Origin of the sequence: Streptomyces sp. CAU 1734, assembly GCF_039888735.1 — a bacterium.
In the GTDB taxonomy this organism is placed as follows: domain Bacteria; phylum Actinomycetota; class Actinomycetes; order Streptomycetales; family Streptomycetaceae; genus Streptomyces.
In genome coordinates this window covers 1,868-5,080 of record NZ_JBDQQP010000035.1, presented here as the reverse complement: position 1 = coordinate 5,080, position 3,213 = coordinate 1,868, and the positions used below count along the sequence as shown (strand labels likewise).

The following is a 3,213-nucleotide window of genomic DNA, read 5'->3' as shown; positions in this document are numbered from 1 at the left end:
AACACAGTGGACGCGAGCAACTGAGGACAAGCCCTCGGCCTATTAGTACCGGTCACCTCCAGCGGTTACCCGCCTTCCAGATCCGGCCTATCAACCCAGTCGTCTACTGGGAGCCTTAACCCCTCAAAGGGGGTGGGAATACTCATCTCGAAGCAGGCTTCCCGCTTAGATGCTTTCAGCGGTTATCCCTCCCGAACGTAGCCAACCAGCCATGCCCTTGGCAGGACAACTGGCACACCAGAGGTTCGTCCGTCCCGGTCCTCTCGTACTAGGGACAGCCCTTCTCAATATTCCTACGCGCACAGCGGATAGGGACCGAACTGTCTCACGACGTTCTAAACCCAGCTCGCGTACCGCTTTAATGGGCGAACAGCCCAACCCTTGGGACCGACTCCAGCCCCAGGATGCGACGAGCCGACATCGAGGTGCCAAACCATCCCGTCGATATGGACTCTTGGGGAAGATCAGCCTGTTATCCCCGGGGTACCTTTTATCCGTTGAGCGACGGCGCTTCCACAAGCCACCGCCGGATCACTAGTCCCGACTTTCGTCCCTGCTCGACCCGTCGGTCTCACAGTCAAGCTCCCTTGTGCACTTACACTCAACACCTGATTGCCAACCAGGCTGAGGGAACCTTTGGGCGCCTCCGTTACTCTTTAGGAGGCAACCGCCCCAGTTAAACTACCCATCAGACACTGTCCCTGATCCGGATCACGGACCCAGGTTAGACATCCAGCACGACCAGAGTGGTATTTCAACAGCGACTCCACGAACACTGGCGTGCCCGCTTCACAGTCTCCCACCTATCCTACACAAGCCGAACCGAACACCAATATCAAACTATAGTAAAGGTCCCGGGGTCTTTCCGTCCTGCTGCGCGAAACGAGCATCTTTACTCGTAGTGCAATTTCACCGGGCCTATGGTTGAGACAGTCGAGAAGTCGTTACGCCATTCGTGCAGGTCGGAACTTACCCGACAAGGAATTTCGCTACCTTAGGATGGTTATAGTTACCACCGCCGTTTACTGGCGCTTAAGTTCTCAGCTTCGCCCCACCGAAATGGAGCTAACCGGTCCCCTTAACGTTCCAGCACCGGGCAGGCGTCAGTCCGTATACATCGCCTTACGGCTTCGCACGGACCTGTGTTTTTAGTAAACAGTCGCTTCTCGCTGGTCTCTGCGGCCACCCCCAGCTCGAGGAGCAAGTCCTCTCACCAGATGTGGCCCCCCTTCTCCCGAAGTTACGGGGGCATTTTGCCGAGTTCCTTAACCATAGTTCACCCGAACGCCTCGGTATTCTCTACCTGACCACCTGAGTCGGTTTAGGGTACGGGCCGCCATGAAACTCGCTAGAGGCTTTTCTCGACAGCATAGGATCATCCACTTCACCACAATCGGCTCGGCATCAGGTCTCAGCCTCAATGTGTGACGGATTTGCCTATCACACGGCCTACACCCTTACCCCGGGACAACCACCGCCCGGGCTGGACTACCTTCCTGCGTCACCCCATCGCTTACCTACTACAAGTCTGGTCCGTCGGCTCCACCACTCCCCCTCACTCCGAAGAGATCAAGGGCGGCTTCACGGACTTAGCATCGCCTGATTCAGTATTGGGCGTTTCAAAGCGGGTACCGGAATATCAACCGGTTGTCCATCGACTACGCCTGTCGGCCTCGCCTTAGGTCCCGACTTACCCTGGGCAGATCAGCTTGACCCAGGAACCCTTAGTCAATCGGCGCACACGTTTCCCACGTGTGTATCGCTACTCATGCCTGCATTCTCACTCGTGAACCGTCCACCACTGCCTTCCGGCGCGGCTTCACCCGGCACACGACGCTCCCCTACCCATCACAGTCCCCGTTGGGGGTATGTACTGCAATGACACGACTTCGGCGGTACGCTTGAGCCCCGCTACATTGTCGGCGCGGAATCACTTGACCAGTGAGCTATTACGCACTCTTTCAAGGGTGGCTGCTTCTAAGCCAACCTCCTGGTTGTCTCTGCGACTCCACATCCTTTCCCACTTAGCGTACGCTTAGGGGCCTTAGTCGATGCTCTGGGCTGTTTCCCTCTCGACCATGGAGCTTATCCCCCACAGTCTCACTGCCGCGCTCTCACTTACCGGCATTCGGAGTTTGGCTAAGGTCAGTAACCCGGTAGGGCCCATCGCCTATCCAGTGCTCTACCTCCGGCAAGAAACACACGACGCTGCACCTAAATGCATTTCGGGGAGAACCAGCTATCACGGAGTTTGATTGGCCTTTCACCCCTAACCACAGGTCATCCCCCAGGTTTTCAACCCTGGTGGGTTCGGTCCTCCACGACCTCTTACAGCCGCTTCAACCTGCCCATGGCTAGATCACTCCGCTTCGGGTCTTGAGCGCGCTACTAAATCGCCCTGTTCGGACTCGCTTTCGCTACGGCTTCCCCACACGGGTTAACCTCGCAACACACCGCAAACTCGCAGGCTCATTCTTCAAAAGGCACGCAGTCACGACGCAGAGAACAAGTTCTCTGCGCGACGCTCCCACGGCTTGTAGGCACACGGTTTCAGGTACTATTTCACTCCGCTCCCGCGGTACTTTTCACCATTCCCTCACGGTACTATCCGCTATCGGTCACCAGGGAATATTTAGGCTTAACGGGTGGTCCCGCCAGATTCACACGGGATTTCTCGGGCCCCGTGCTACTTGGGTGTCTCTCAAACGAGCCGCAATCATTTCAGCTACGGGGGTCTTACCCTCTACGCCGGACCTTTCGCATGTCCTTCGCCTATGACTACGGTTTCTGACTCGTCTCACGGCCGGCAGACCGTGAAAGAGAGATCCCACAACCCCGCATACGCAACCCCTGCCGGGTATCACACATATACGGTTTGGCCTCATCCGGTTTCGCTCGCCACTACTCCCGGAATCACGGTTGTTTTCTCTTCCTGAGGGTACTGAGATGTTTCACTTCCCCTCGTTCCCTCCACACTGCCTATGTGTTCAGCAGCGGGTGACAGCCCATGACGACTGCCGGGTTTCCCCATTCGGAAACCCCCGGATCAAAGCCTGGTTGACGACTCCCCGGGGACTATCGCGGCCTCCCACGTCCTTCATCGGTTCCTGGTGCCAAGGCATCCACCGTGCGCCCTTAAAAACTTGGCCACAGATGCTCGCGTCCACTGTGCAGTTCTCAAACAACGACCAACCACCCGCCACCCCGCCCTTA

General features: G+C 57.0%; 1 rRNA gene. It reads right to left on the bottom strand.

Going from position 1 to position 3,213, the window contains the following annotated elements:
• Window positions 1–22: 22 nt before the first annotated feature.
• Window positions 23–3,149, bottom strand: a 23S ribosomal RNA gene (locus AAFN69_RS34980).
• Window positions 3,150–3,213: the final 64 nt, after the last annotated feature.